This is a genomic window from Marinomonas maritima (genome assembly GCF_024435075.2).
Lineage (GTDB): Bacteria > Pseudomonadota > Gammaproteobacteria > Pseudomonadales > Marinomonadaceae > Marinomonas > Marinomonas maritima.
In genome coordinates this window covers 175,567-201,531 of record NZ_JAMZEG020000003.1, presented here as the reverse complement: position 1 = coordinate 201,531, position 25,965 = coordinate 175,567, and the positions used below count along the sequence as shown (strand labels likewise).

General features: G+C 42.0%; 25 protein-coding genes. 14 read left to right on the top strand and 11 right to left on the bottom strand.

What is annotated here, in order from left to right:
• Positions 1 to 12 precede the first annotated feature (12 nt).
• The 4 genes from choV to betI all read right to left on the bottom strand — a co-directional run bounded on the left by choV (position 13) and on the right by betI (position 3,801).
• Entirely contained in the window at positions 13 to 1,203 is a 1,191-nt protein-coding gene (gene choV, locus M3I01_RS13035) for a choline ABC transporter ATP-binding protein (RefSeq protein ID WP_255896314.1), read from the bottom strand.
• Positions 1,204 to 1,206: 3 nt separating this feature from the next.
• Positions 1,207 to 2,052, bottom strand: a complete 846-nt coding sequence (choW, locus tag M3I01_RS13030; RefSeq protein ID WP_112137063.1) for a choline ABC transporter permease subunit — start codon at positions 2,050 to 2,052, stop codon at positions 1,207 to 1,209.
• An 81-nt stretch (positions 2,053 to 2,133) separates the two neighbouring features.
• Positions 2,134 to 3,069 (bottom strand): choline ABC transporter substrate-binding protein, encoded by a 936-nt coding sequence (locus tag M3I01_RS13025; protein WP_255896313.1) that lies wholly within the window; start codon positions 3,067 to 3,069, stop codon positions 2,134 to 2,136.
• Positions 3,070 to 3,213: 144 nt separating this feature from the next.
• Complete coding sequence (gene betI / locus M3I01_RS13020) at positions 3,214 to 3,801, bottom strand: transcriptional regulator BetI (RefSeq protein ID WP_255896312.1); 588 nt, start codon at positions 3,799 to 3,801, stop codon at positions 3,214 to 3,216.
• A gap of 348 nt (positions 3,802 to 4,149) precedes the next feature.
• On the opposite strand from betI, the gene M3I01_RS13015 reads away from it, so the two are divergent.
• The 5 genes from M3I01_RS13015 to M3I01_RS12995 all read left to right on the top strand — a co-directional run bounded on the left by M3I01_RS13015 (position 4,150) and on the right by M3I01_RS12995 (position 8,527).
• Positions 4,150 to 5,304 carry a MalY/PatB family protein gene (locus tag M3I01_RS13015; protein WP_255896311.1) on the top strand — a complete coding sequence of 385 codons (1,155 nt, stop codon included), beginning with the start codon at positions 4,150 to 4,152 and terminating at the stop codon, positions 5,302 to 5,304.
• A 73-nt stretch (positions 5,305 to 5,377) separates the two neighbouring features.
• The gene (locus tag M3I01_RS13010) at positions 5,378 to 5,785 is read left to right on the top strand and encodes a DUF1801 domain-containing protein (protein WP_255896310.1); all 408 of its coding nucleotides are present in this window, start codon (positions 5,378 to 5,380) and stop codon (positions 5,783 to 5,785) included.
• A 99-nt stretch (positions 5,786 to 5,884) separates the two neighbouring features.
• Positions 5,885 to 6,673 carry a sterol desaturase family protein gene (locus M3I01_RS13005; protein ID WP_255896309.1) on the top strand — a complete coding sequence of 263 codons (789 nt, stop codon included), beginning with the start codon at positions 5,885 to 5,887 and terminating at the stop codon, positions 6,671 to 6,673.
• A gap of 33 nt (positions 6,674 to 6,706) precedes the next feature.
• Entirely contained in the window at positions 6,707 to 7,378 is a 672-nt protein-coding gene (locus M3I01_RS13000) for a YceH family protein (protein ID WP_255896308.1), read from the top strand.
• Between the two features lie 105 nt (positions 7,379 to 7,483).
• Positions 7,484 to 8,527, top strand: coding sequence for a Gfo/Idh/MocA family protein (locus tag M3I01_RS12995; protein WP_255896307.1), 1,044 nt, complete (start codon positions 7,484 to 7,486; stop codon positions 8,525 to 8,527).
• 97 nt (positions 8,528 to 8,624) lie between these two features.
• Here the strand turns inward: M3I01_RS12995 and M3I01_RS12990 are convergent, their stop codons facing one another.
• On the bottom strand, positions 8,625 to 9,413 hold the full coding sequence (locus tag M3I01_RS12990) for an inositol monophosphatase family protein (RefSeq protein ID WP_255896306.1): 789 nt from the start codon (positions 9,411 to 9,413) through the stop codon (positions 8,625 to 8,627).
• Positions 9,414 to 9,707: 294 nt separating this feature from the next.
• Here M3I01_RS12990 and trmJ point away from each other — a divergent pair, with 294 nt between their 5' ends.
• On the top strand, positions 9,708 to 10,430 hold the full coding sequence (gene trmJ / locus M3I01_RS12985; protein ID WP_255896305.1) for a tRNA (cytosine(32)/uridine(32)-2'-O)-methyltransferase TrmJ: 723 nt from the start codon (positions 9,708 to 9,710) through the stop codon (positions 10,428 to 10,430).
• A gap of 89 nt (positions 10,431 to 10,519) precedes the next feature.
• On the opposite strand, the gene gndA is transcribed toward trmJ, so the two are convergent.
• Complete coding sequence (gene gndA / locus M3I01_RS12980) at positions 10,520 to 12,043, bottom strand: NADP-dependent phosphogluconate dehydrogenase (protein WP_275565114.1); 1,524 nt, start codon at positions 12,041 to 12,043, stop codon at positions 10,520 to 10,522.
• 520 nt (positions 12,044 to 12,563) lie between these two features.
• Here gndA and M3I01_RS12975 point away from each other — a divergent pair.
• From M3I01_RS12975 to M3I01_RS12960, 4 genes are all read left to right on the top strand, one after another.
• Positions 12,564 to 14,120, top strand: coding sequence for a phosphoenolpyruvate carboxykinase (locus M3I01_RS12975; RefSeq protein ID WP_255896303.1), 1,557 nt, complete (start codon positions 12,564 to 12,566; stop codon positions 14,118 to 14,120).
• Between the two features lie 106 nt (positions 14,121 to 14,226).
• Positions 14,227 to 15,006 (top strand): TatD family hydrolase, encoded by a 780-nt coding sequence (locus tag M3I01_RS12970; RefSeq protein ID WP_255896302.1) that lies wholly within the window; start codon positions 14,227 to 14,229, stop codon positions 15,004 to 15,006.
• Complete coding sequence (locus M3I01_RS12965) at positions 15,003 to 15,881, top strand: SDR family oxidoreductase (protein WP_255896301.1); 879 nt, start codon at positions 15,003 to 15,005, stop codon at positions 15,879 to 15,881. Before M3I01_RS12970 ends, M3I01_RS12965 begins: the two co-directional genes overlap by 4 nt.
• Before the next feature lie 45 nt (positions 15,882 to 15,926).
• Positions 15,927 to 16,343, top strand: a complete 417-nt coding sequence (locus tag M3I01_RS12960; RefSeq protein ID WP_255896300.1) for a hypothetical protein — start codon at positions 15,927 to 15,929, stop codon at positions 16,341 to 16,343.
• Here the strand turns inward: M3I01_RS12960 and M3I01_RS12955 are convergent.
• Both M3I01_RS12955 and M3I01_RS12950 read right to left on the bottom strand, forming a co-directional pair.
• Positions 16,340 to 17,215: a hypothetical protein gene (locus tag M3I01_RS12955; RefSeq protein ID WP_255896299.1), complete on the bottom strand. Its 876-nt coding sequence runs from the start codon at positions 17,213 to 17,215 to the stop codon at positions 16,340 to 16,342. The genes M3I01_RS12960 and M3I01_RS12955 overlap by 4 nt on opposite strands.
• 20 nt (positions 17,216 to 17,235) lie before the next feature.
• Positions 17,236 to 17,775, bottom strand: coding sequence for a YceI family protein (locus M3I01_RS12950; protein WP_255896298.1), 540 nt, complete (start codon positions 17,773 to 17,775; stop codon positions 17,236 to 17,238).
• Between the two features lie 138 nt (positions 17,776 to 17,913).
• Here M3I01_RS12950 and M3I01_RS12945 point away from each other — a divergent pair, with 138 nt between their 5' ends.
• The gene (locus tag M3I01_RS12945; RefSeq protein WP_255896297.1) at positions 17,914 to 18,813 is read left to right on the top strand and encodes a LysR family transcriptional regulator; all 900 of its coding nucleotides are present in this window, start codon (positions 17,914 to 17,916) and stop codon (positions 18,811 to 18,813) included.
• 33 nt (positions 18,814 to 18,846) lie between these two features.
• Here the strand turns inward: M3I01_RS12945 and M3I01_RS12940 are convergent, their stop codons facing one another.
• The 3 genes from M3I01_RS12940 to M3I01_RS12930 form a co-directional block, all read right to left on the bottom strand.
• Positions 18,847 to 20,763, bottom strand: a complete 1,917-nt coding sequence (locus tag M3I01_RS12940; protein ID WP_275565113.1) for a beta-ketoacyl synthase — start codon at positions 20,761 to 20,763, stop codon at positions 18,847 to 18,849.
• Positions 20,764 to 20,902: 139 nt separating this feature from the next.
• Positions 20,903 to 21,772 carry a glucosaminidase domain-containing protein gene (locus M3I01_RS12935; RefSeq protein ID WP_255896296.1) on the bottom strand — a complete coding sequence of 290 codons (870 nt, stop codon included), beginning with the start codon at positions 21,770 to 21,772 and terminating at the stop codon, positions 20,903 to 20,905.
• A 179-nt stretch (positions 21,773 to 21,951) separates the two neighbouring features.
• The gene (locus tag M3I01_RS12930; RefSeq protein WP_255896295.1) at positions 21,952 to 22,923 is read right to left on the bottom strand and encodes a glutathione S-transferase family protein; all 972 of its coding nucleotides are present in this window, start codon (positions 22,921 to 22,923) and stop codon (positions 21,952 to 21,954) included.
• 110 nt (positions 22,924 to 23,033) lie between these two features.
• Between M3I01_RS12930 and M3I01_RS12925 the strand changes: the two genes are divergently transcribed.
• From M3I01_RS12925 to M3I01_RS12915, 3 genes are all read left to right on the top strand, one after another.
• Entirely contained in the window at positions 23,034 to 24,188 is a 1,155-nt protein-coding gene (locus M3I01_RS12925; RefSeq protein WP_255896294.1) for a GGDEF domain-containing protein, read from the top strand.
• Between the two features lie 446 nt (positions 24,189 to 24,634).
• Positions 24,635 to 25,285 (top strand): TetR/AcrR family transcriptional regulator, encoded by a 651-nt coding sequence (locus M3I01_RS12920; RefSeq protein WP_255896293.1) that lies wholly within the window; start codon positions 24,635 to 24,637, stop codon positions 25,283 to 25,285.
• Positions 25,282 to 25,902, top strand: a complete 621-nt coding sequence (locus tag M3I01_RS12915; protein ID WP_255896292.1) for a LysE family translocator — start codon at positions 25,282 to 25,284, stop codon at positions 25,900 to 25,902. The genes M3I01_RS12920 and M3I01_RS12915 overlap by 4 nt, the downstream gene beginning before the upstream one ends.
• The last annotated feature ends 63 nt before the right edge of the window (positions 25,903 to 25,965 follow it).

The window sequence follows — 25,965 nt, the reverse complement described above, 5'->3', positions numbered from 1 at the left end:
TATCTGTTTCGATTAAGTCGTTTCGGTATCTCGACCAAAATTTTTGCCTAAAAGTGCATGGTAGAAGTTATGGTCGTTTAAAATTCCAACACACTGCTCGTTTTTCTCAAGCACAATGACATGGTTTGAGTGGTAACGAATTTCTACCGCATCTCGCATGGCGATTGAGGAAGGTGTGATAAAGACCGTGTTGTCTGGCACATTTTCAATGATCATGCCTGGCGTCCATCGCACGATAGGCATTTCGCCCTGTGGTCCCTGAACTGAGATCAATTTACCTTCTTTTATGTTAAGCCAAATTGTGTCATCTATTATGATTTTGTCGTCTGTACAAGCTAATTCTTTGATAGGCGTCATCAAGGAATTGCCACGTAGGACGTTTAGAGGGTTGGTGTGCGCGACAAACTTTTCAACGTATTCCGTTGCAGGGTTTAGAACAATCTGCTCAGGAGCATCTTCTTGAATGATTCTAGCCGATTCCATGATGGCGATCTTGGTACCGATCTTGAGTGCCTCATCCAGGTCGTGACTAACGAAGATAATGGTTTTGTTAAGACGCTTTTGCAGTTCAATGAGTTCGTCTTGCAATTGAGATCGAATAAGAGGGTCAAGCGCAGAGAAAGGCTCGTCCATTAGCAACACATCGGTGTCCATTGCAAAAGCGCGGGCTAAGCCAACACGTTGGCGCATGCCGCCGGACAGTTCATCTGGTTTTTTGTCTGCCCATTTATCAAGACTTACCATTTTTAGTTGTTCACGCGCTTTAATAAGGCGTTCTGTTTTTGGCATGCCTTGCATTTCTAGACCGAAAGCCACATTTTCTAGCACAGTTAGCCAAGGCATCAAGGCAAAGCTTTGAAATACCATAGAAACACGGTGGGTTCGCATATGACGTAATTTGGCGTTGTCACACTCGGCGATATCAACCATGGCGTCACCGTCTCTTACAAGACAGCGTCCACGGGCAATTTTATTCAAACCATTGATTGCGCGCAGTAGGGTGGACTTGCCTGATCCTGATAAACCCATCAGAACACAGATTTCACCTTCGTTGACTTCAATGTTGGCGTTTTGTACGCCAACCACATCGCCTGTCATGCCAATGATTTCGTCACGACTATGACCTTTGTCCATAAGAGGGAGCGTTTGCGCCAGATTGTCACCAAAGACAATGTCGACGTTTTCAATTGTTACAACAGCCATAAATTACCCCTCTTTCTTCGCTGATGGTGATTTACAAATACGGTCTAGCATGATCGCAACTAAGACAATGGCGATACCCGCTTCAAAACCTTGAGAAATATTTACCGTGTTCAATGCTCTGACAACCGGCTTCCCTAGACCATCGGCACCAACCAACGCGGCGATAACCACCATGGATAATGACAGCATGATACATTGCGTCACACCTGCCATGATGTTGGGCATCGCGGCTGGTAGTTCAACTTTGTACAACAATTTTGATTTAGTGCAACCAAAGGCTAGGCCGGCTTCAATTAATTCACTTGGTACTTTGCTGACCCCCAAATAGGTCAACCGTATCGGCGCTGCAATGGCAAAGATAATAGTGGAAATCAAACCAGGCACGTAGCCTAAGCCGAATAGAATAAGAGTCGGGATGAGATACACAAAGGTGGGGATGGTCTGCATCAAATCCAAAATGGGACGTAATATAGTGTATAACCAAGGTCGGTGAGCCGCCGCAATACCAATGGGCACGCCAATCAATACACTAATGGTGGTTGCTGAGACAACTAATACTAGGGTTTGAATCGTTTCTACCCAATAACCCATATTGATAATCAGTAATAGCGCCGCGGTTATAAAAGCGAGCAAACCAATGCTGCGGTGTAGAAACCAAACACCGACCAAAATAATGCCGATAACAGCAAAGGGGTGGAGCCATTCAATCCCGTCGACCATAGTGATAATCATGGTCTCTAAGGTAATGGAGACTAGATCGAAAAATCCGGAAGCCGCAGTAACCAGCCAGTCGACAAAGCTTTCCATCCAAGCGCCAAGAGGAATTTTATTATCCGTCAGCCAATTCATATGTGTGTTCTCCCGATAGTTCGATGATACAACCTAAGCGGCGTTAACCGCTTAGGTTGTGGTGTTGTAGTAAATAGCTGATTACAGACCTAGGTGTGATTTTACTGCGCTAAGGCCATTTCCACCGGATTGAGTGGTAACGCCATCTAGCCACGCATCAAGAACAGCAGGGTTGGCTTTTAACCAAGCTTTGGCAGCAAGGTTAGGTTTTTTGCCTTCGTCTAGGATCGCGCCCATGATTTCGTTTTCCATAGGCAAAGTGAATGTTAAGTTGGTTAACAGCTTGCCAACATTAGGGCATTCTTGAATGTAGCCTTTACGGATGTTGGTATGAACGTTAGCGCCGCCGAAGTCTGGGCCGAAGTAATCATCGCCACCAGAAAGGTAGTCCATTTTGAAGTTAGCGTTCATTGGATGTGGAGCCCAACCAAGGAAGGCGATCCACTTATCGCGACGAGCGTTTCGGCTCACCTGTGACAACATGCCCGCTTCGCTTGATTCAACCAACTGGAAGTTACCTAGCTCGAAAGCGTTTGAATCAATCATATCTTGAATAATACGGTTGCCGTCATTGCCAGGTTCGATGCCATAAATACGGCCAGAAAACTCTTTACGGTGTTTTGCAATGTCAGAAAAATCTGTCACCCCTGCGTCGTAAGCGGCTTGGCTAACGGCTAGTGTGTATTTTGCACCAATTAGATTTGGACCAAGATCTTCAACAGTACCTGCTTTTAGGTAAGGTTCGATATCGGCTTGCATCGTTGGCATCCAGTTGCCTAAAAAGACATCTATGTCGCCATTCGCAAGCGAAGTATAAGTAACAGGAACCGATAGCAATTGTGTTTTCGTTTTATAACCTAGGCCTTCGCTGATTTCGCTGACGACAGCCGTAGTAGCGGTAATGTCAGTCCAACCGACGTCTGAAAAACGTACCATCGAACATTCCGCTGCCATGGTTAAACCTGAAATGCTTGCTATACCGACCGCTAATGCGGTCTTTTTGGTCTTATTTAACATACCCTTACCCTCTTTCTATTGAACTAAAAATCAATGAGTGAATACAGTACCTAGTACTGAGCGTGAACTTCTAAAGCATAGAGCAGTGCGCTTTTGTCGGCTGATCTATAATGTGTACGGTATTAATTCTGGATGCAGCGGTGTTTAGGTGTGATCCTGAAACACCAAATCTAAATAATTTTGTATTAGCTCGGCCGATTCTATTTTATCGATACCACCCGCTAACGAGCCTCGTAACCACATGCCATCAATCAGCGCTGCCACTGTGAATGCGATGTTACGAGCTTTTTCGATCTCAAATTCTTCTTTCAACACACACACTAGCGATGTGTTTAATCGCTTAGAGTACACATTTTGCAACCGATACAAAGATGGTTTGTGCATGGCTGATGCCCAAAACCCCATCCAAGCCTTAACGACTTGAGGGTGTGTCTGGGACTGACTAAAGCTGGCTTTTACAATAGCCATCACTCTATGTTTAGCTGATTTGTTTTTCGTTTTTATGACTTCTTTGGATAAAATTTCAAAAAATTCACGAATAAGGCTTTTCATGGTCGCTTCGTATAATCCATCTTTGCCACCGAAGTAGTGGTTTATGATGGCGGGAGAAACACCGGCTTTTTTTCCTATAACACTGACTGTTGCCCCCGCAAAGCCGTATTTGTCTATGGCTTTTATTGCGGCCTCGATGAGCTGAGGTTTTCGTATCTCAGGCATTCCAACTTTTGGCATTACGGATCCTTTTTTATTAAACAACCGTTTAATGAAAACTATACTAGGCTGATTGTGCAATTTAGGTCAACCCTTGACAATTCGAAAACTTAGTTCTCTAAGTAATTTAACTGTTTGAATATAAAGGTTTTTTTGTTGTTTTGTATTTATTTTGGTTTTTTTTTGAAGCGATTGTGTCGGTTTAAGATAAGAAATGAGGTTTTTTTAACCAATTTTTCTATTTAAGGTGAATTTTAGTTATCCCAGTTAGGCATTTCTTTTTAGCCTGCTTTGATCGTGTTATGGCTGGAGTTTGTGTCTAACATTGTGTTAAACATAAAGACAAATAAATGACTGGAGAGTTAAGTAATGGATACCCCTTTTTCTGTGTTTGGCACCCTAATAGACAGATCGAATCTAAGCAGCGATAAGTGGTCTAAATACCCTGAAAACGTGATTCCAATGTGGGTTGCAGACATGGATTTTGATTCGCCGGATTGCATTAAAAAGTCGTTAAATCAACGAGTTGAAGAAGGTGTTTACGGTTATACTCATACACCAAAAGCGCTAGTAAAAGTGATTAAATCCCACCTTTCAAGTCGCTATGACTGGGATGTCTCCGCGGCGCATTTAGTGCATTTACCCGGCCTTGTGTGCGCTTTGCATTTAAGCGTTAGAGTTTTCTCTAATGAAGGTGATGGTATTGTTGTCCCTGGGCCTGTTTATTACCATTTAACAAAGGCTCCGTTAGTTTCTGGTCGTGAATTACTCAGTGTGGATATGGTTATTCAGAATGGCCGATGGTTGCCAGATATGGCTCAGTTTGAAGCCGCTTGTGCTAAATCCAACAGTAAAATGATTCTCTTATGTAATCCACATAATCCTGGCGGAACGGTTTATACCAAAACGGAATTATTAGGTATTCACGCACTGGCTAAGAAATATGACCTTGTTGTCGTGAGTGATGAAATTCACTGCGATCTAATTTTGGATGATTTGCCTCATGTTCCGTTTGCTAGTTTGAATCAAGACGCGGCGAGCCGTACGATTACCTTAATGGCGCCGAGTAAAACCTTTAATATTGCTGGTTTAGGTTATGCATTTGCCGTCATTGAAAATACCGAATTGCGCCAAGCTTTTAATCAAGAAAAAGCAGGGCTAATACCGTCACCCAATATGCTTGGTTTGACGGCGGCTATTGCCGCTTACGAAGAAGGACAGGCATGGCATCAAGCACTACTGGTGTATTTAAAAAGTAACCGAGATTTCTTAGTCCAAAGAATCGCCGCGACGCCACTTAAAATGGTGCATTTAGAGTCCACGTATTTGGCTTGGATTGATGCCTCTGATTTGCAGTTAGAAAATCCATATCAATTTTTTTTAGATGCTGGCGTCGGTGTTTCAGATGGTAAAGATTTTGGCAATTCTAGCTATATTCGCCTAAACTTTGGGTGTCCAAAATCCATTCTCGACCAAGCAATGACTCGTATTGAAGAAGCCTTAAAAACACATAAATTAATGTGATTTATTATGCTTTTAATCATTCAAGCCAGCATGCTCGGGCTCTACCGAACGTTTGCCAACAGGAGAGGTTCTTATGTTGACGTTAGCATCGAATGATTTCATGAAGCGTTATGTCCAAGAATCTGATCCGGGTATGCGGGCAGATTTGTTGGAAGTGATTGATATGATGGCGTTGATTGCGCCTGAGGCTGAGTTGGTTAGTAATGTAGGCATTCCCTGTTTTCAGCTGAATGGGCGTTGGTTGTATGGTGTGGCAGCGCGATCAGACCATTTGTGCGTGTATTTTTCGGATTTGAGCGTAATTTATTCATTCGCAGACCGCTTGCCTCACGTTCAATTTGGGGATGATTGCCTTATTATTTATCAATTAGAGGACATCAACCTTAATGTGCTTGTGGAACTTTTTGGACAAATAAAAGTTCATTTTTTATTGAATAACCGAAAATCGTCGGAGCTAATCCAGAAAAACATACTTGCGTAAGGTCTCTTTTCAAGGTCGTTATTTGGTTAAAAGGTATCGTTGAAAAAGATTGTTTTCACTGTCTGATTTAACGTTTTTTCAATCTAGGCTGTGTGCTAAATGATAGATTTCACTGTTCGTATAGGTGTTTTTGTTCTAATTTTTAGCTCGCTGATTTTCTGGCAATGGTATTGCCCAAGAGCGAGTCTTTTGCAATGGAAACAGCGCTGGCGCCACAACATCTCCTTGTTAATGGTAGGGGCGTTGTGTGTTCGAATTATTCAGCCCTTACTCCTATCCATGGTTGCTCTTTTCAGTCAAAATTTTGGCCTGTTCAGTGTGCTAGATTTGCCTTTTTGGGCGGTTTTCTTGCTAAGTATTTTATTACTGGACTGCCTTATTTATTGGCAACATCGATTATTCCATCGTGTGCCTTTTTTGTGGCGTCTTCATCGTGTGCATCATTCGGACCCAGAATTAGATGTCAGTTCTGCTGTACGTTTTCATCCCATTGAAATTTTATTGTCGCTTTGTATTAAAGCCTTGGCTGTTTGCCTGTTTGGAATTCCTTTTGAAGCGGTTTTAGTGTTCGATATTTTATTAAATGCATCTGCCATGTTTAATCACACCAATGCTAGGTTGCCTGTTAACATTGAAGCTTGGGTTAAGACAATATTGGTGACGCCAGATATGCATCGAATACACCATTCAAGGGTGAGTCTTGAAGCAAACAGTAATTATGGGTTCTTTTTGAGCATATGGGATGCGCTTTTCATGAGCAAAAGAAACCATGCGTTAGAAGGCGATGAGAACCTGAAAATAGGGCTGCCAGAAACCAAAACGTATCAGCCCGCATCGTTAAAAGAAGTATTGGTGATGCCTTTTAAGACCTTTAAAAAATCTCGTTAAAGACAAATAGACTAACGGCCGTTAGGGGAAGTTATGAGTTATTATGAAGTGAATTTTATCGAAATGCGTATCATTGGTTGTCTCATGGAAAAAGAGATTACGACACCAGATCAATACCCTCTAAGCTTAAATGCCCTTGTTAATGCGTGTAATCAAAAGTCCAATCGAGACCCCGTTACCCAGCTGTCTCCGTTAGAGGTTCAAGATGGTATAGATGCGTTACAGGCTCGTGGCTTAGTGACGGAAATTTCGGGATCTCATAGTCGTGTTAGTAAATATCAGCACAGATTTTGTAATACGGAGTTTTCTGATTTGCAATTATCATCGGCCGAAACGGCTATAGTTTGCTTACTGTTTGTACGAGGCGCTCAAACACCAGGAGAATTACGCTCACGCAGCGGTCGTTTACATGGTTTCCAATCGCGAAATGAAGTTGAAGCCGCATTGCAATCGTTGCACAGCAAAACAGGTGGCCCCTATGTTTGCCAGTTACCAAGAGAACCTGGTAAACGAGAGCAGCGTTATCAGGAATGCTTTTGCTCTGAGTCTGAACGAGCGCCGACAACGTGGTCTGAACCGCTATCTTCGTCTAGTAATGGCGATGAATATACGCAGCAACTTGAAGCACGAGTGCTTGAGTTAGAAGAGCGAGTGAGAGAATTAAGTGAGCGAAACCAAATGCTTGAAAATGCCAGTGGACTATAGTCTTTTTTGACGTCAAACTTAGTGCGTTTTTTAGCGTCAGTGTACGAAATACTAAAAGATTTTTTGGGCGTTAATGTTTTTGATTGTGTCTATGGGGAGGATCCTATGAAGAAGGTACGCTGGGGTATTATTGGTACAGGTCAAATCGCGCATTTATTTGCCAGTGATTTTTGTCATGTCAAAGCGGGCGAACTTCGTGCGGTTGCTTCTCGTAATAAAGCGTCGGCGGATGAGTTTTCTGCTGAATTTGATATTGAGTTGGCGTTTGTTGATTATTTTTCACTTATTAATAGTCATGAAGTGGATGTTATCTATATCGCCACGCCCCATGTTTATCATTATGATTTGGTAAAAGCGTGTATTTTAGCGGGTAAGGCTGTTTTGTGTGAAAAGCCCTTCACTATCAATGAAATTCAGTCAAAAGAGCTTTATGATCTCGCTTTAAAACACGATGTGTTTGTCATGGAAGCGATGTGGACACGTTTTAATCCGGTTATTGAACAAGTTATTGAGTGGGTTGAAGAAGGCGAAATCGGTGATTTGAATAGTATTCAAGCAAGCTTCAACTTTCTTGCGCCTACTGATCCTAGTCATCGTTTGATGAAGATTGAACTGGGCGGCGGTGCTCTACTGGATATTGGTATTTATCCTGTTTTCTTAGCGCAGTTGTTCTTTGGGAAGCCCGATTTTGTGCAAAACCAAGCCGTTATTGGTGACACCGACGTGGATCTTTTTGAACAAATTTTATTAGGTTGGGAAAGCGGGCAGCTTGCCTCGTTGGATGCTTCTTTGATCTCGTGTAACCCTAACCGAGCGATTTTATCCGGCTCTAAGGGCTATATCGAAATTGACTCTGAGTGGTTTAAAGCAAAATCGTGTCGAGTCGTTAGCGCGGACAATAAAGTACGAGCGGTAGAGTTTGATTTTCCAGGCAATGGTTATCAGTTTGAAGTGGATGAAGTAAACCGATGCCTTGAAGAGGGTTTGATACAAAGCCCTAACCACAGTTGGCAGAACAGTCTGGAATTGATTGCTACGTTGGATGAAATTCGCCAGGACATTGGTTTGTCTTATCCTGGTGAGCATCAGCACAATGACGAAGAAGTGCATGATCACCACCATGAGCACAACCATCACCACAAACATTAGCCGTAACGATTAGAAAGGCAAATAATCCGACAAATAAAAAGGGCTTCTTTTCATGATAAAAGAAGCCCTTTTTTGTGTTTACCGATTTACTAGAATGTTAGTTAAGGTTTTTGTTTAGGATTGGAAGTAACACTTTAAACAAACGCGGCGCAGCACATAATACGTTGCCTTTTTCTAGGCTTGGTGAGCCATCAAAGCCTGCAAATAAACAGCCAGATTCTTTTGCAATAAACAGTGGTGCTTGCATTTCCCATTCTTGAAGTTTAATGCCCCACGCTGCATCAAGGCGTCCTGCCGCTACGTTAGCAAGCATCAAAGCAGGAGAGTCTTGCATAACAACACGAGCGCCTTGCTCTGCGACTTCAGTGAGTACAGCAAATTGACCAGAAAGAGAAGGCATAAGGCGGTCAGTCGCAGGAAACTGTGCGGCAATCGTTGTGTTTTCTAATGCACGTACGGAACTGCTGCGAATTCTTGAGTTGTTCAGATAAGCACCACGACCTTTACTTGCGTAAAACTCGTCTTTGGTGTGAGGGTTTAGCACAAGAGCGTGCTCCACTTTACCAGCAACTAGGTAGCTCATTGTAATGACGTTGCCTGTTAGGCCGCGCGAAAATAAATGCTGTCCTTGGATCGCATCAATGATCCATTCGCCTTCTTCACCTTTTTGCACTGAACCCTGAAGGCGAGTAGTGATTGTGTCACCTGGGTAGGCTTTTTCTAGATGATAAACAATGCTGCGCTCTGCACCAGAACAAACTGTTTCATAAACTTGCTCAGCGGACTGACCTTGTTCTTTGTCAAAAAGCAGTTTTTCTTGTGAGTGAACAATGTATTCCGCAGCGGCACGAGCTGCTTTGAGTGCGATATTGATTCTAGGTTGCATAATTTACCGTCAATTAATTCGTCATTAAAATGCACACACCGTCGAGAAGACGGTAAGTTGCCAAATAAAGTGTTAAAGAGCGGGCGGTCTGTTGATTCCTGCGCGCTTTGCCCAGAAAAATGCTCTAAGCAAGGCGTAAATTGACAGAGCGCCTAAATATGAGCGCGGATTCTAGCGTAATGACGCTTGTTTTACCAGTGAATTGTTGGTGGAAAACTGATCAATTAAGGCTTTGCCATAAATATCTGTTAAGATACAACGATTGTCTGACCGTTATAATTGGTACCGCTTAAAATGCAAAATAAAGTAAGAATTGTCCTTGTTAATACCTCTCATCCAGGCAACATCGGAGGAGCGGCTCGAGCAATGAAAAATATGGGATTGGCCGATCTTTATCTCGTAGGCCCTAAGCATTATCCCAGTGATGATGCGGTAAGCCGTGCTGCCGGTGCGTCGGATATTTTAGAAAATGCCGTGGTAGTCGATACACTAGAAGAGGCGCTTGCAGATTGTCAGCTTGTCATTGGCACGAGCGCTCGTGAGCGCAATATTCCTTGGCCTTTGGTTGACCCAAGACAAGCAGCGGACTTGGTGTTTGATGAAGGTTTAGTTACCGCGTTTGTATTTGGTCGTGAAGACCGTGGTTTGACCAATGAAGAACTTCAGCGTTGCAACTATCATGTCCATATTCCTTCCGTTGAGACGTTTAGTTCATTGAACCTAGGCGCAGCGGTGCAGGTTATTGCTTATGAGTTGCGTATGAAGTCGTTACTAATGAAAGATGCGCCTGTGGTTGCTAGTAAATGGGATGTGCCTGCGGCAAATGTAGAGCAAATTGATTACTTGCTTGAGCATCTTGAAAAAGTGTTGGTGCAGACTGAGTTTCTTGACCCAAATATGCCGATGCAAGTGATGACGCGCTTTCGCCGGTTGTTTCAGCGTTCACGATTAGATCAGCAAGAGTTAGGCATGCTTCGGGGTATGTTGACTTCGATGGAAAAACAGATGAACGACTAGCTTAAAGCCGCGTCAAACTGGTTTGAAATAAAAAAGCCACTGACTTGATAACAATGAAGTCAGTGGCTTTTTTTGGCTAGAAGTGTGGTTTAAGCTTTACGCTCTGGACGACCTTCCTCTTGCCAGAAAGTATGAAATTTTTGACCTACTTCAGCGTCCACTCGCTCGTAAGTGTGCGCGCCGAAATAATCGCGTTGCGCTTGTAGCAAGTTAGCAGGAAGTACTTCTGAACGATAGCCATCAAAATAAGCCAATGCAGAGAAGAATGATGGCGTTGGAATACCAGATTGTGCAGCCAGCACAACGGCTTTACGTAAACCAGCTTGCTTGTTTGCCATAGCGTCAGCGAAGTAATCGCTTAGTAATAAGTTCTCAAGTTCGTGGTTTTCATCAAAAGCGTCTGCAATTTTTTGTAAAAAAGACGCTCGAATGATGCAGCCACCACGCCAGATTTTCGCAATGTCGCTGAAATTAAATGCCCAGCTGTATTCTTTTTGTGCTGCACGAAGTAATTGGAAACCTTGAGCGTAAGCACATATTTTTGCACAGTAAAGTGCTTCTTCGATGGCTTTCTCTACTGCCTCAGCTTCAATTTCGCCACTTTCTACTTCCGCTGTTAACTTGCTTGCGGCAAGCTCTCTTTCACCCGTAAGGGTACTGAGTGCACGGGCGTAAACCGATTCGCTGATAATTCCAGCAGGAACACCCATTTGAGTCGCGCTAATAGAAGTCCAACGACCTGTGCCTTTTTGCCCCGCGCTGTCTAGGATCATGTCGACGAGAGGTGCGCCCGTTTTATGGTCGTATTGCTGCAGAATGTCTGCGGAAATTTCAACAAGGTAACTGTTTAGAACGCCTTGGTTCCACTTTTCAAACAATTTACCGATTTCTTCTGGCTCGTAGCCAAGCAAAGAGCGCAATAGATGATAGGCTTCACAAATAAGCTGCATGTCAGCGTATTCAATACCGTTATGAACCATCTTGACATAGTGGCCTGCGCCATTTGGCCCTAAGTAAGCAGTACAGGGCTCACCTTCAGTAACCGGTTTTCCAGGGGTATTGCTAATAATAGGTTTGCCGTCTTTGTCTACTTTTGCTGCGACGGCTTCCCACATTGGTTGTAGATATTTCCAAGAGTCGGCATCACCACCAGGCATAAGGGATGGTCCAAAACGAGCACCCACTTCACCACCAGAAACGGCCGTACCAAAGAATTTGAATTTTTCTTTGTATTCTGCTTCTCGACGAATTGTATCTGTCCACTGACTGTTTCCGCAGTCGACAACGATATCATCTGCTTCTAAGCCTGCCTTTATTAAGCTATTGCAAACCGCGTCTACAGGGTGACCAGCAGGAACCAAAACAACAATGACGCGAGGCTTGATTAGGTTTGAAAGCATTTCTTTCATGCTTGCACAGCCGACGATTCGTGCTTGTTTGGATGAGTCAGGGCGTTCTGCTGCTTCTGTATTAAGAACGTCTTGTATTTTATGTGTGTCAAGATCAAAACCTGCAACTCGGTAGCCGTGGTCAGCTAAATTCAAGGCCAAGTTTTTACCCATGACACCCAGGCCGACAAATCCAATATTGCAATTCTGATTTGTTTTTAACATAAATATCGATCAACCTTTTTGAACAATTTTAGGGGGGGATTGAGGTAAGAATCTTACCATGAAGCAAGGTGATTCAGGACATACTAGAGAGAAGAAAAATTCAATTAATTGTGTGTTTTTAATGTTTTTTTGATGCTTTCTAATAGAACCCCTACGTTTTAGATGGCTTTCCTTTAGAAAAAGGCAATATTGTGCCTATGGTTTTTTGCTGTTTTGTGTGTCGGTAATAAATTTCTATCTAGTAGAAAGACAACAGAAAAGAAAGAAAACTACAAAAAATGCTATTGGTTATTGATCTCTGCGATATATGAAGAGAAGTTTTAGTATTATATTAGATTAAAATCATTATATTTCAATGGTTTAGAGTTTTTTGTAAAGTAACAGAATGGTAATAAAATAACATATTGTTATAACAATATTTTTTTTTAGATTGTTTTGTTACTATCCTTTTTACAGAAAAAACTTTCGCATAATAATAAAAATGACCAGATAACCTTTATAGTTCAGAGGACTTAGCAACATGAACTTCGCATCAGAAGTAACAACTACTCATAAAAATTTAACGACGCCGCAGTTGGTTGAAAAAGCCTTGCATAATGGCGAAGGGGTTCTTGCTGATAATGGCGCACTCGTCGTTGAAACAGGCGCTCGTACAGGTCGCTCTCCTATGGATCGCTTCATTGTGGAAGAAGCATCCAGTAAAGACAGCATTCACTGGGGACCTGTTAATCGTCCGTTTCCTGAAGAAAAATTTGCACCACTGTGGAATCGAGTTGCCACTTATCTAGATGGTCAAGAGTCTTATTTGTCCAATATTCATGTTGGTGCAGGTGATGAATATTATTTACCCGTCATTATGCATACTGAAACAGCGTGGCATCAGCTGTTTGGACGTAATTTATTTATTCGTCCAGAAACGTATAATCCATCAGGCAAAGGTGAGTGGCAGATTCTAAATGCTCCTAACTTTGTATGTGAACCTGAGCGTGATGGCACCAATTCTGACGGTTGTGTCATTTTAAATTTTGCTGAGCGCAAAGTGCTTATTGCTGGTATGCGTTATGCTGGTGAAATGAAAAAAGCGATGTTCTCTGTGCAAAACTACTTGTTACCAGCGCATGATGTATTACCAATGCATTGTGCGGCGAACGTCGGAACAGAAGAAGATGTAACCTTATTTTTTGGTTTGTCAGGTACTGGCAAAACAACCTTGTCTGCTGATCCTGAACGCTTTTTAATTGGTGATGATGAGCATGGTTGGGGTAAGGACACTGTTTTCAATATTGAGGGCGGGTGTTACGCAAAAACCATTGATCTTTCCCAGAAGAATGAGCCGATCATTTGGGATGCGATTAAGTTTGGTACTATCGTTGAAAATGTCGTGTTGGATCCCGAAACACGTGTTGCTGATTACGCGGATACGTCGTTGACCCAAAATGGTCGTGCTGGCTACCCTCGTGAACATATTGAAAAACGTGCTGCGGGTAATCGTGCCGGTGAGCCAAATGCCATTATCTTCTTAACATGTGATTTGACCGGCGTTCTTCCTCCTGTTTCTATCTTGACGAAAGAAGCGGCGGCGTATCACTTTTTGAGTGGTTATACGGCGTTGGTGGGTTCAACAGAAATGGGTGCGGGCACAGGCATTAAGTCGACTTTCTCTACTTGTTTTGGCGCGCCTTTCTTCCCGCGTTCTGCAGATGTGTATGCGGATCTTTTGATCAAGCGTATTGAAGAGTTTGGTAGCGAGGTTTACTTGGTTAATACTGGTTGGACGGGCGGCGCACATGGACAAGGCGGTAAACGCTTTAGTATTCCAGTGACTCGTGCGGTTATTTCAGCGATTCAATCCGGCGCGTTAGCGGATGTAGAAACTGAGCATTTGGCTGATGTGAATCTTGATGTACCGACACACGTTCCAGGTGTCGACAGCATTTTGTTGAATCCTCGCAAGACATGGTCTGATCAAGCGTCTTACGAAGCACAAGCCAAAAATCTTATTTCTCAATTTGTTGTGAACTTTAAGAAATTTGACACGGTATCTGATGCTATTGTTAAGGCTGGCCCTTCTCTTTAAGTATTTTTATAGTGATTGAAAAGCCGTGCATTTTGCACGGCTTTTTTTGTTGATGATCGTTTTATGCGCTAGTACTTCACACCTTAAATAATGTAATCTTTTGTATATGTTTATTGATAGCCACTGCCATTTTGATTTTGATGTGTTCAACGGCCAACGCGATGAATTAATGGCGTGTTGTCTTGACCACGGTATCTTGGGTTTTTTAGTGCCAGCAACTACTTTTATTAGCTGGAAAAAATTGGAAATGCTCACTGAGCGTTATCCACAGTGGCGTACCGCTTATGGGCTGCACCCATATTTTTTGAAAGAGGCTTCTCTTGAGCAGATTGATTTTCTGGGTGAGCAATGTGAAGCGCAGCGTGTGGTTGCTGTCGGTGAAATTGGCTTGGATTGCTGGCCTAGTGCTGTTGATATAAACGTTCAAATAAACTTCTTTAAACGTCAGTTGAGTGTGGCTAAATCGTTGAGGCTGCCTGTTATCGTACACGCCAGAAAAAGTTATGACTTGGTGTTTAAATGTTTACGCGAAGTCCATTTTAAGGAAGGCGGAGTTGTTCATGCTTTTAATGGTAGTTTTGAACAGGCTAAACGACTCCTGGATTTAGGGTTCGTGCTTGGGGTTGGTGGAACCGTTACTTATCCAAGAGCTAATAAGGCGCGGCGAGTATTATCTGCGCTGGAGAGTGGTGCGTTTGTGCTTGAAACCGATTCGCCCGATATGCCATTAAATGGCTTTCAAGGCCAAAATAATACTCCACTTTCTATACCCCTTATCGCGCAATGTGTTGCAAGGATACGAGAAGAAAGTGTCGAGCAGATTAGAATGCAGACATATGCTAACCTACTTAGGGTTTTTCCTAAGTGGAACGAGGACTTGCTTTGAATAATACACAAGATATTAATGCTCCTATTCGTATTCTTCTTTTAGGAAGTGGTACTGAAGTAGGTTCATCACTTTTACAGCTTTCTACAGAGAAAAAAGAATTTGAGTGGTTGTGTCCAGAAGAGTCGCTGTTGCTCGATGCCGATAATAGAGCGGAACTTGATGCAATGCAGTTTGATGTCATTATTGATGCGTTAAGTCTACGTTATGCATTGCAGAGTGATTATGGGAAATTTCAATCGACTTTACGTCATTTGAGCGAAAAAAATGATGCCCCATTGATTATGATCAGCAGCGCTAGAGTATTTTCAGGCAACAAGAACGTGCCTTATGCCGAAATAGATGTACCAGACAGTACTGACCCTTACGCACAAGCTTTGATTGAGGCTGAGTCGATTGTACTGAATAATCCTGAGAATATTGTGTTGCGAACGGGTTGGTTATTTAGTGGGCAAGGAGATGACTTTGTCTGTAGAACACTTGGCCTTATTCAGGATGGCGTTAACCTTGCGTATAAAGACGATTTAATTGGTAGCCCAACACCTGTTTCAGATTTGGTTCGGGTGATTTTATCCATGGTAAATCAAGGGCACTACGGTGCGAAAAATAAAGGTGTTTATCATTATTGCTGCGCTGAAGAGATCAGTTGGATTCGTCTAGTAGAGGCGATTGTCGCAACTTCTGGTCAATTCGATCCAAAAGCGCAAGTAGAAGTAGAGGCGATTGGTGATTCGTTTCCTGATGCTCAGGAAGTCACCGCGATGCAACGTCAGTCACTTTCTTGCCGAAAGATATTTAATCACTTTGGTATAAAGCAGCGTCCGTGGCGATCAAAATTACGAAACCTTGTTAAAGCGTTGTATCAAGCAAGTTAGTGACCAGTCATTGGTTGGAGATAAACAAGAATAGTAGAGGTTGATGTGTACAAGATAAATCATAAGGCAGTAATGTTGGTTTTTGTCTTCCAACTTGCAGTGGGGACAATGTGGTACGCTTCGACACCTTCGTCATTTTTAGGGCGTTTTACATTAGAGGACCTTTCAAAACAGCTTTCCATTGGCATGATGGTGTTGTTTGTACTTTCGACGTTTGTGTATTTGTTTTTTACGGCTTGGTTATTGGTTAGGATCAAGGGAATGTCTGGATTTGGACGGTTTTTATTGGTGATAGCAATATGGCTATTTATCGTCTTGCCTAATTATGCTTTTGTTAGTTTGCACCTGAATTTTAGTGGATTTGATACGTTCTATTTACTTTCTTATGGTGCGATAAACTGCGCCATAGCTGCAATTATATTACCGCTATGGCGATCTTCTCGATCTATATTTAATAATTAATATAAGCTACTTGCTGGCCATACTATCCATAAGCTTAATCCACTTATCAAGCTGCTGCTGCTGATCTGAATGGCAATAATAACGATGCTTTGTTTGCTGTTCATTTTGGGACTTAACAAAAGAGAGATAGGCGTTACAAAACTACTCGTTGCCAACAGTAGCATGACACCCAAAGGAATATCTGCTAGCACATGACTTTGTGTTATCAGTCCACCAAGAATTAACAGCGCTGGAATACTGGTGTGGTTTTGCAACGTTTTTGTTAAATAACTAATAATGACATAGCCAAATACAGCGACGCTAAAGGCCCCTAGTAATTGTCCTATTAAAAGGCTTCCGCCAATCGATATCACAGGTGCTGCGCTGCCTGCGACGATCATCAGTCCAATCAATAAAAGTAGTGGAGACAGGCTGTGCTTGCTTCTTACTTGTTGCTGTATAGTGTCTTGTACTTTTTCAGATAGGACTTGGTAAAGTAGTACGACAATCGCACTGCTGACAGCCCAGCTAAGGCTCGCAATGAGTCCTGAGTGTTGTAGTACAGGGTTTAATAATAGATAGAAGGATAATGCAAACAACACGCTGTTTATTATATTGCGCAGTGTGGATTGTTTCATCATGGTTAAGCATAGTGCCGAAGCGATACCGACCAAAGCAGTTATGTTGTAATAGTCTATTGCTTGACTCGGTGGAAAACTCAAGCCTGAATGAATCAGGCTGAGTCCAACTATAAAACCACCGAGATAACCAAGATAAGGCGAGGCATGTAACCATCGGCCAGCAACAATACTGACTATTAGAGCGGCAATAAAAGGGTAAGCTGCTGTGTGTAATAGCATTAAAATAGTCGCGTTGCTGACGTTTTCGTACATGGTTGCTTTCCTTAAATGAATTACTGGCGAATGCCTTCTACATAAATTTCAATTTCTGTTTTATCGGTTACACCAGGAATAAAGTAGGTGACACCGAAGTCGCTACGCTGGATTACCGTTTTTGCTTCGAAACCTGAACGGTAGCCGCCCCACGGATCTTTACTCTCACCTATTTTATTAACATCAAGGCTGACGGCTTTGGTGACGCCATGTAGAGTCAAATCACCTGTTAACGTCTTTCCATCAAATGTTGTACTTTTGAATGTTAAAGAAGGGAATTGCTTTACATCTAAGAAGTCAGGGCTGCGAAGGTGCTTATCGCGCGCTTCATGATTGGTGTCGACACTGTCTGCTTTTATGTTGAGAGACGCGCTTCCTGATTTGCCGCTTTCAGCGTACGAAAATTGACCTTCGAACTCGTTGAAGCGACCTACAGTAGTGCTGACACCCAAATGGCCAATTTTAAACACAACACTTGAATGGGCTGGGTCAATTTTATAATCGGCTGCCATTGTGATGCTTGATACAAGCGCTAATGCACTGATAGTGATTATTTTCATTCTGATATTCCTCTATTGAATTCAAGATGGGTACAGTCTAATTTGTTTTGGTTTGATAAATAAACTGCCACAAAAGCAATTCATTATTATCTAAAAAGAAACGATAATAAGGGAACTTTTGATATTTTGGGAAATAGAATGGATAAACTTCAAGCAATGAGGGTATTTTGCCGTGTTCATGAAGCAGAGAGTTTCAAACTCGCTAGTGACTCCCTAGGCATCTCTCGTCCTATGGTGACGCGCTATGTTAATTTTATTGAGGAGGAATTAGGTACAAAGCTCTTGCAGCGAAATACTCGTAATATCAGCATCACTTATGCTGGACGAAAATACTACCAGCATTGTGTTGCAATATTGGATGCAATTGAAGAAGCGGAAAGTGACATTGGAGAATTGACGCAAAAGCCAAAAGGACTGCTAAGAGTGAGTGTCCCAATGGATTTTGGCTTATCACACCTTGTTCCTTTGTTAGGCCACTTTAGTCGCCTTTATCCCAATATTGAATTAGATATAGATTTTAGTGACAAGCGCGTAGATATGACAGAATCGGGCATTGATTTAGCGATTCGGGGAGGAGATCTTGGAGGGGATCAGTTTGTCGCGCGTCCATTGTGCGATTTCAAAGGATTTGTTTGTGCATCACCAGATTATATCTTGGAGCATGGTGAACTTGAGTGCTTAGAGGATTTGGATAATCATACTTGTCTTTCGTATGGTAATTCTTTGGTGCCAAATCGCTGGTCATTGACAGACGGAGAGGGCGTATCTCGTGTCGTTTCTATTTCTGGTTCTATTAGTGCGAATAATGGGAGTGCATTAACTCGGTTTGCTTTGGCAGGTTTAGGCATCATCTATCAGCCGGATTTTTTAGTGGCTAAATACATTGAGTCTGGGGAGCTGGTGAATATGTTGCCAAACTACAAAGGTTATGAATTGTGCTTTTATGCTATTTATCCACAAAGAAAGCTGATGCCAAGAAAAACGCGTTTATTATTAGATTTCTTGCAGGAGAGACTAGCCAACACAACATTTTATTGATGTGTTGACTGGTTTATCTGGTTTGATAATGGGTCATTTTAAATCGCTGAACTCATTTTCTACATTGAGAGATACCGGTATGTCATAGCCTGGAAGGCGAATTTCTTTGTCCGTTACCGTTAGCTCTTCACCGCCTAAAACATTAAAACCGAATTTGTAAATAGGCAGACTTTCACCACGAATCATGGCTTGATTATACTCTTCTGCGTTCGCTATAACGTCAGCGTTTTTTGCGAGGTAAGTACTGATTTGTGCTTCACTATAGCGTTTTTTTAGCATCTTCATGACTTGGTTGGGGGACAATAAAATAGCCGTGGCATTGTTTCCCCCAAAACCTTTTGAATTTAATAGAGCCCCATCAAAGTAGTCTTTCCCATAGGCTTCATGTTTAAGCTGAAATTTTAGACCGTCTTGATAGACATCATCGGCGATGGCGTGTGACGTCGTAATGCCAGGTAAGATACCATCTTTCCATACCCCCAAAGACAAATGAAGTTGATCTCCGCCAGCCGTACCTTGAGAATGACCAAGGAAAGCTTTCATTGCCACAACTGGAATGGCAGTGGCGCCAAAGCTGGTGGCGGCTTTACTTAGGACATGAGATTCGGTAATACGGTTTTGTGGTGTGCTAGTGCCGTGTGCTTGGATAAAGGTTCGTTTCGTTAGGCCGTCATTGCCTATGATGTTTTGTAGATAAGCCATGGCTTTGCTCATCGTCAAATAATTACCAATACCGGGTGCTGAAATGGATTTTTTATGTCCGTCTGCGTATGAGTATACCGCTGGAATAGCACCAAATATTTCTGCACCTAATTCAATCGCAAGCTCATCATCCATTAAAAGTGTCCACTGACTGGATTCACCTATCGTAAAGCCACAGTTTTGAGCAAAAGGACGGCAGCTGCGAGTATGATCTGGTTCTTTTTGATTGCTGATTTGGTCAAGGGCTAGCAGTGCGGTATCTTCTGCTAAGGCACCCATGGTTCTAAAACCTTCAATGATTTCCGGCGTGATAGGCGCATCGCTGCCACCAACCATAGCAACACGAAACTTTCCAGATTTAATACCGTCGATCGCTTTCTCTAAATTGAAAAAATAGGTAGCACACGCGCCAATAGAAGTGCCTACGTTGCCAACACTGCCTAAAATGTAGGCATTAACAAAGTCGGCGGGCATTTGAGCGTAACCAAGAGGAAGGTGTTTTGAGGTAGTGCGTTTTCCCATTAAAGCGGATTTAAGCATGCCACCAAAACCAAGGTCATCCATCTGGCCAATTGAGTTAGCAGCATAGACCGCCATTTGGTCTGGCGCGACTTTACTACGAATGGTCTCCCAGTCAATACCGCTGCTTTTAATCGCGTCTGAGGCGCCATACACCGTCATTTGTAAGCCGCGAGGGTGATTTCGACTTTGGTATAGTTTTGATGGGTCGAATCCTGTTGGCAGTTGTCCGGCCGCTTTTACTGAAAGTGGCTTTGTGTCTTTAATAAAGGCTTCTAAAGTGCCATCAACGACAACTTCACTTAAGCTGTTCGAAAGCTCTGTTATTTGCCAATTGGTAGGGCGGTCATTTGGTAGTGAGCGTGTTTTTATAGTAAAGCTAAGTTTTTCTTCGGCGTGATTCGAATGTAGAGTCATTGACTTGTGTAAAAGCACATTATCAACATCAAATAAACTAGGGTGAATACGACGAATTAAGGTGCGGGCGAGTAATGATTCACCAATACTATCTATCAGTGCGGTGGCATCTAAGGCCTCCCCACTGTTGGTATACCAAAGACCATTTTTGTGTTCAGCCATGTTGGTAATAGTGGCAAGATCGAGTAAAACATCCTGCTGGATTGGGCTTGGAAGAAGATCGAAGACAATTCGGCGATATGCTTGATGTGAAGAGGTACGACCAGCCGAATTGATTCCGCCAAAGCCAACAATAACAGGTAAACGGGCCAATTGAATTTCCTCGTTTTGAAGAGTGGGTAAAATATTACGGTATTGTAATGAAGGGGGTGACTCTTAGCCACCCTACATAAAGTAATTTCGTAACAATAAATTGAGTTTATTACATTTAAGCTTGAACTATTGCTGAGAATTACTGAATCTCTGGCTTTGGTTGATAACGGTTGAAACGCCAAAGCTTGTTATAATTAATCAAACCTTCGATTTCTTCAATGTAAGCTTGACCTCGCTCAGAATAGTGTTCTAAACCGTGAACAAGGTATAGCCCTGTAATGTCTTCTTTTTCTTGTCGTAATTTTAGCCGAGCGGCTCTGAGCTTTTTGTAGGCGGCATTTGAATTCAGATTATCGATGTAAGCAAAAACAGATTCACGTGCGTCATTGAATTTTCTCACTTCATGGTCCGCGTCGCTGTCTCTTGATTCTGGTACTAGGCCACAACCCTTTCTAAAACACCATTGCCCAAAATAGTTGTTTCCTTTCGTCGCAAAGCGAGACGTCCCCCATGCTGATTCATTTGCCGCTTGAGCCAAGACAAGGGAAACAGGAATAATGTCTAATCGATTGAGTAATGCTTTTATATCGTCTTTTGTATAGTTATCAAGTTTTTTAAGTTTATGGTCTTTTCGAAGTGTAGATATCCATTGCTTGTTTTTAGTTGATAACTTTTTGTTACTACTAAGTATCGTGTTTAGGCGTTCACGATCTCTTAATATGAGATTGTTTTTTTCATTTACAAAGGGTGTTAGATAATGGAAGAACGCTTTTTTACGTTCTTTAACATCGGTAATCGCGGAAAAATCAGGGTTCTTGTCTTTAATAGGGTGAGACTTAAAATAGTTTTTTTCATCTGACGTCGCACCATCAGCGTCTTGTTCCAAAGCGCTTAAATCTGAAGTGTCATCACGTTCTATATCTAGATCATCGCTTTTAAATGGCCCAGCTTTTATCCACAAAATAAATATGAGTGCAAAAGAGATAGTCCAAAGTATTTTCTTTTCCATAAAGAACCACGAGTCTCAAATATTTATATTTCTTAAAAGGCGTTACTTGATAGTTAATCGCCTGCTAGATAAAGAGCAACTTCAAAAGTAGACCTATTATCCTCAAAACAGGTCCACTTTAACAGACTTTCACTTAGGCTTCTTGAATTTGCCTTAATTCCTTTTTGGTTATTTTATCCTTAAGTGAACAGTTTAGCAGGTCCTACTGGAACCACTTGAGTGGGATTGATTGTTTTGTGGCTGTAATAATAATGGCGTTTAATATGCTGCAGGTTAACGGTGCTCGCGATGTTAGGAGTATCGTACAGCCGTTTCATATAAGCGTTGAGTTTAGGGTAGTCCAAAATACGCTTTATATTGCATTTAAAATGGCCAAAGTAGACGGAGTCGAAGCGAATTAGAGTGGTAAAAAGGCGCCAATCTGCTTCTGTTTGCTCGTCTCCAAGTAAAAACATGCTGCTTGACAGTTGTTGCTCTAAAAAATCGAGAGTTTCAAATAAAGGGGTTAATGCTTCTTCATAAGCCTTTTGAGTCGTAGCAAAGCCGCATTTGTAGACGCCATTATTGACCGTGTGGTAAATGCGTTCGTTTAGCGTATTTATGTCTTTGCTCTTGTCAGTAGGATAGAAGTTAAGGAAGTTTCCTGTGAGGTCATTAAAAGCATGGTTTAAAATACGAATTATTTCCGATGACTCGTTTGATACTATCGTGTTGCGTTTTTTATCCCATAAAATGGGGACGGTCACTCGTCCGCTGTAATCTGGTTTGGCTTTTGTATAAAGTTGATGAGCAAAGTCAAAGTGGTGTAATGGGTCGCCAGTGGCGATGTTAGTGTCTGTGAAGTTGCTGTCTTTTTTAAATTCCCAACCGTTGTCTAGCATGTCAGGGTGAACGCAACTAATACTAATAATGCCTTCTAACTGCTTTAGTTTGATAAAAATCAAAGTACGGTGAGCCCAAGGGCAAGCGAGAGAGACGTATAAGTGATAGCGTCCTGTTTGAGCCGGAAAATGGTTTGAGTTGCTTGGATCGTACTCACTGTCTGCATAGATCCAGTTTCTAAACTCAGACTCACTTCGAATGAACTTTCCTTGACTTGCTTTAGTGTCGTACCACTGGTCAACCCATTTACCGTCTACAAGTAATCCCATCGTTTTTTCCTTTAATTTATAATTCACATTATTATTAATGAAAATTAATCGTTTTAGGGGCAAGATATTGGTCGTATTTAATCGAATGATTCGATGGGTTTGATTTTTCTATGTCTGAACGTTTAGGTTCATTGTTAGTTCCATGCTTTATTTTACTAGTCAGTGTTTATGCTAGTTTGTATGTTGGTCAGTTGCCACCCTTATGGTTTGGTATATTGCCCTTATTGCCAATCATCTTAGCAAGCGTCGCGATTCTACTGGCTTGGCATTTTAACAAAGGCCGAGTGTTAATTCTTGTTCTGTTACTTTTGATACCAAAGCTGTATGGCGATTCCAATGAAGAAGCGTCATTAACGGCGTACTTAGTGGTTTCCTGTTTTTGTATTGCCTTATTGGCGTTTGTACCGGAGAGAGGCTTCTTTAATCGATTTGCCGTAAATCGTATTCTCTTTGTCGTGATGTTGGTGAGTTGGTGTTACGCGATTGAGCGTAGTTGGGTATCTTTTGCTTTTTTAGATCACGCTTTTTTAAACACAACCGTAAGTTGGTCTACCGTTTTACTTTGGTGTGTCTTGCTTATTAGTACGTCCACGATAGGTTTTGCTTGGTGGTTAAGTGGTGATACTTTTCGAGCAAGTGGATTGATTAGTATTGTTAGCTTGTTGATCATAGGTCATTTTGCTTCTTCAGATACTCAGTTCGATGCTCTGTTATCGGCGCAATTTTTATTATGGATTTGGTTTTTGCTGATGGAAAGTCATCGAATGGCGTATTTAGATGATATGACCAAACTGCCAGGAAGGCGGGCTTTGAATGAGCAATTAGTCGGTTTGTCTAAACGGTATGCTATTGCGATGGTCGATGTGGATCATTTCAAAAAATTTAATGATACGTATGGGCACGATATGGGAGATAAAGTCCTGAAGAGTGTTGCCACTCAATTGAAATATTTTGCCAATCCAGGGCGCGCTTTTCGTTATGGTGGTGAAGAGTTCACGATTGTATTTCGAGGTAAGCAGCTTGCAGAAGTTGAAGAGACTCTTGAGCGGGTTCGTGAAGGTATTGAAGATGCCTTGGTTGAAGTGTTTGATCCTAAAAAGAAGCAAGACATAGACGTGAATGTAACGGTCAGCCTAGGTGTCGCTTTTGCAACGCTTGGTGAGTCCCCGGATGCGGTTTTAAAGCGCGCAGACGACGCTCTGTATCAATCTAAAAAGAAGGGAAGGAACCGTGTATCTAAGTCTTTGTCCCCTAAAAATAGCTAACTTCAAAAAAAATTGATCAATCGGTCAACTTTTTCTCTCTGATCTATTGCACTGTAAATCTAGCTGTTTATAATTAACTCTTAAATTGTATAAGTGATTGTGTTTGACGCTTTTATAGTGCTTTCATCACAGTGACTCCGGTTGCAATAACCGACGATGGTGATATCCATCGATCAAGAACATTGGTAAGTGTAATGAATAGTATTATGCTTATTAATAACAGAGCCAACGTGGTGTAGCAGTTAGCCTAATGACGAATGCCTATAGTCATTAACGTCTCTGCTACGAGGGGAAATGGGGAGCTTCGGCTCCCTTTTTTTATGGGATTTTTTCTTATCGCTTCGTGCCTATTCTAAAGAATGTTATTCTTCGCCTGTATCGCTCAGGATGATCAGTCGGTACCCAAATATCCTCCTTTGTAAGAAAATGACCTGTGAGGCCAACCGTTGACCGAAATAAAACGACCAAAAGATCAGTTGAAAGCGCATATTAGAGCTCAAAATCAAACGCTTATTTTAGAAACGTCTGAGCGTGTTTTTGCGCGTCAAGGACTCGCTAAAACGACAACTCAAATGATTGCCGATGAAGCTGGGTTGCCTAAAGCCAATATTCATTATTACTATCGCTCCAAAAAAGATTTACTAGAAGCGGTATTAGAGCGCATTCTGCGACTTTGGTTGGACTCTGTGAGTGAATTCAGAGTTGAGGAGGGGCCAAAGCACAATCTGACACGTTATATTAGTGAAAAAATTGATCAGTCGCGGACTAACAAGAATGCCTCTAAAATTTTTGCTATGGCCTTAATTGGTGAAGAGACTTTTGTTTTAGACTATTTGAAAAACTTATTTGTTACTGAATTGAGTCGAGAAAAAGCGACGATTCAGGTTTGGGTTGATAAAGGCCTAATGGCTTCTGTTCCAACGGAGCACCTTTTTATTAGTATTTGGGCGATGACCCAAACCTATGCGGACTTTGATGCGCAAGTGAAAATTATGCTACAAAAAGATCAATTAGTAGAAGATGACTACGAAGAAGCTAAGCAATTTATTACACGTATGGTCTTGGCTGGCTGTCAAGTAATGGAGGTTGAGGTATGACATTAGAAAGCGGTATTACTTTTTTCTTCGCCATTTTAATTTTTGCTGTGACGCCAGGTCCTGGTGTCTTTGCTGTTATTGCGAAAAGCATGACGAAGGGCGCTCGCGCCAGTGTTTCTCTTTGTGTTGGTATGGTGATGAGTGACATTGTTTATTTAGTTATGGCGTGTTTTGGGTTGGCTGCGATTGCGTCTACTTGGGAAGGCGTTTTCTTAGTCATTCGTTATATTGGCGCGGCGTATCTTATCTATTTGGGCTGGAAAATGTGGGTGTCGCCAGTATCAACATCCTCTACAGATTTTGCACAGCTTGAATCTAAAAGTGAAATGGCGAGTTTTATGCAAGGTTTTATGATTTCAGCATCGAATCCTAAGGTCATTCTTTTCTATGTCGCTTTTCTGCCGACCTTTATGGATTTAACGATCTTGAGTGGTTTTGATATCGTGATTGCGTCTGTTCTTGCTTTTACGGCACTCATGTTAGGTATTAATCTTATTTCTGTGTGTGCTTCACAAGCGAGACGTTTGATGAAATCTGAACGCTCTATGAGAACATTAAACCGTACGTCGGGCGGTATCATGGTAAGTGCTGGTGCGTTCTTGGCATTGAAAAGCTGATTGCTAAGCTGGTGCGGGCTTTACACACATGATGGTTCCTTTTACATAAAAAAGCCTCTCTTT

Coding starts and splice junctions, on each gene's coding strand:
- M3I01_RS13025 (WP_255896313.1), bottom strand. CDS start 3,069: ATGTTAAATAAGACCAAAAAGACCGCATTAGCGGTCGGTATAGCAAGC.
- choV (WP_255896314.1), bottom strand. CDS start 1,203: ATGGCTGTTGTAACAATTGAAAACGTCGACATTGTCTTTGGTGACAAT.
- M3I01_RS12945 (WP_255896297.1), top strand. CDS start 17,914: ATGGATAAACTTCAAGCAATGAGGGTATTTTGCCGTGTTCATGAAGCA.
- M3I01_RS12935 (WP_255896296.1), bottom strand. CDS start 21,772: ATGGAAAAGAAAATACTTTGGACTATCTCTTTTGCACTCATATTTATT.
- M3I01_RS12970 (WP_255896302.1), top strand. CDS start 14,227: ATGTTTATTGATAGCCACTGCCATTTTGATTTTGATGTGTTCAACGGC.
- M3I01_RS12990 (WP_255896306.1), bottom strand. CDS start 9,413: ATGCAACCTAGAATCAATATCGCACTCAAAGCAGCTCGTGCCGCTGCG.
- M3I01_RS12930 (WP_255896295.1), bottom strand. CDS start 22,923: ATGGGATTACTTGTAGACGGTAAATGGGTTGACCAGTGGTACGACACT.
- M3I01_RS12955 (WP_255896299.1), bottom strand. CDS start 17,215: ATGTACGAAAACGTCAGCAACGCGACTATTTTAATGCTATTACACACA.
- choW (WP_112137063.1), bottom strand. CDS start 2,052: ATGAATTGGCTGACGGATAATAAAATTCCTCTTGGCGCTTGGATGGAA.
- M3I01_RS13015 (WP_255896311.1), top strand. CDS start 4,150: ATGGATACCCCTTTTTCTGTGTTTGGCACCCTAATAGACAGATCGAAT.
- M3I01_RS13010 (WP_255896310.1), top strand. CDS start 5,378: ATGTTGACGTTAGCATCGAATGATTTCATGAAGCGTTATGTCCAAGAA.
- M3I01_RS12950 (WP_255896298.1), bottom strand. CDS start 17,775: ATGAAAATAATCACTATCAGTGCATTAGCGCTTGTATCAAGCATCACA.
- M3I01_RS12915 (WP_255896292.1), top strand. CDS start 25,282: ATGACATTAGAAAGCGGTATTACTTTTTTCTTCGCCATTTTAATTTTT.
- M3I01_RS13005 (WP_255896309.1), top strand. CDS start 5,885: ATGATAGATTTCACTGTTCGTATAGGTGTTTTTGTTCTAATTTTTAGC.
- M3I01_RS12995 (WP_255896307.1), top strand. CDS start 7,484: ATGAAGAAGGTACGCTGGGGTATTATTGGTACAGGTCAAATCGCGCAT.
- gndA (WP_275565114.1), bottom strand. CDS start 12,043: ATGTTAAAAACAAATCAGAATTGCAATATTGGATTTGTCGGCCTGGGT.
- M3I01_RS13000 (WP_255896308.1), top strand. CDS start 6,707: ATGAGTTATTATGAAGTGAATTTTATCGAAATGCGTATCATTGGTTGT.
- betI (WP_255896312.1), bottom strand. CDS start 3,801: ATGCCAAAAGTTGGAATGCCTGAGATACGAAAACCTCAGCTCATCGAG.
- M3I01_RS12925 (WP_255896294.1), top strand. CDS start 23,034: ATGTCTGAACGTTTAGGTTCATTGTTAGTTCCATGCTTTATTTTACTA.
- M3I01_RS12975 (WP_255896303.1), top strand. CDS start 12,564: ATGAACTTCGCATCAGAAGTAACAACTACTCATAAAAATTTAACGACG.
- trmJ (WP_255896305.1), top strand. CDS start 9,708: ATGCAAAATAAAGTAAGAATTGTCCTTGTTAATACCTCTCATCCAGGC.